1 protein-coding gene is annotated in these 1272 nt (G+C 51.8%); it reads left to right on the plus strand.

Annotated features, from left to right (window positions below; translation table 11 throughout):
* Positions 1-80 precede the first annotated feature (80 nt).
* On the plus strand, positions 81-1208 hold the full coding sequence (locus tag ACT53G_RS14490; RefSeq protein WP_476169748.1) for an IS481 family transposase: 1128 nt from the start codon (positions 81-83) through the stop codon (positions 1206-1208).
* Positions 1209-1272 lie beyond the last annotated feature (64 nt).

Raw genomic sequence — 1272 nt, forward strand, 5'->3', positions numbered from 1 at the left:
CTGTATAGACCGGGGACATGGTTGACAGGTGTACGAGGACATAGTTGACACTTTCGCATTGGATAAATGCGGAGAACACTATGCCTTGGGAAACAAAAGACATCATGAGTCTGCGTGAAGAATTCGTACACCTCGCCACCCAAGAAGGGGCTAATCGTCGTGAGTTATGTCGGCGCTTCGGCATCAGCCCGCAAACGGCCTATAAATGGTTGCGTAGATTTCATACGCATGGGCTGGCGGGTTTAATTGACCAGAGTCGAAGGCCGCAACACAGCCCCACACTCACATCAGAGACGCTACAGTCAGAGATTGTTCAGCTGAGGCAGCGGCATCCAGCGTGGGGTGGCCGCAAGATCAGCCGACGGTTAGAGGACTTAGGCTTAGGCGCTGTGGCACCAAGCACTGTCAGTAACGTGTTACATCGGCACGGCCTCATTGAGGTGGGCGTCGAATACCGGCAGGCTTGGCAGCGATTTGAGCATGAGCTGCCCAATGCATTGTGGCAGGCCGACTTCAAGGGTCACTTTGAAACGCTCTCAGGACGTTGTATGCCGCTGACGGTGATTGATGACCACTCCCGCTTTAATCTGGTACTTCAAGCTTGTGACAATGCCAGGGCGGAGACCGTCAGGGATTGTTTGAAGACCGCATTCAGTCGGTATGGCATGCCGGTTCGAATGAACTTTGATAATGGCGCCCCCTGGGGCTGCCCTAACCAGCCGGGACAGGTGACTAGCCTTGAGTTATGGCTGGTGCGCTTAGGCATACGTATTAGCCATAGCCGTCCCTATCACCCACAGACCAATGGTAAAGATGAACGGTTCCACCGTACGCTCAAAGCAGAGGTGCTCAATGGCCGCAGCTTTAACTCACTCAATCAGGTTCAAACCGCATTTGATGATTGGCGTCGTGTATATAACCACGAGCGCCCACACGAAGCGATTGCATTGGATACACCCATCAGCCGCTATCGCCCCAGCCCGAGAGCGTTTCCATCCAGACTACCTGAGATTGAGTATGGACCCGATGATGAGGTGGTCACAGTGAAGTGGAATGGTGAGTTGAGATACAAGGGAAAGAGATTCAAGGTATCCAGTGCCTTACACAGGCATGAAGTGGCGATTCGACCTCGCCATGATGAGGATGGTGTTTATGATGTCTTTTATGCGCACCATCATTGCGAAACCATCTACTTTACACAAACATGAAAAACACATTAATGTGTCAACCATGTCCTAGTACATGTGTCACCTATGTCTCCGGTCTATACAG

The sequence above is a fragment of the Methylophilus sp. DMC18 genome (genome assembly GCF_056314005.1).

What these genes read in the sequence shown, in the direction of transcription:
- ACT53G_RS14490 (WP_476169748.1), top strand. Translation starts at nt 81, where the DNA reads ATGCCTTGGGAAACAAAAGACATCATGAGTCTGCGTGAAGAATTCGTA.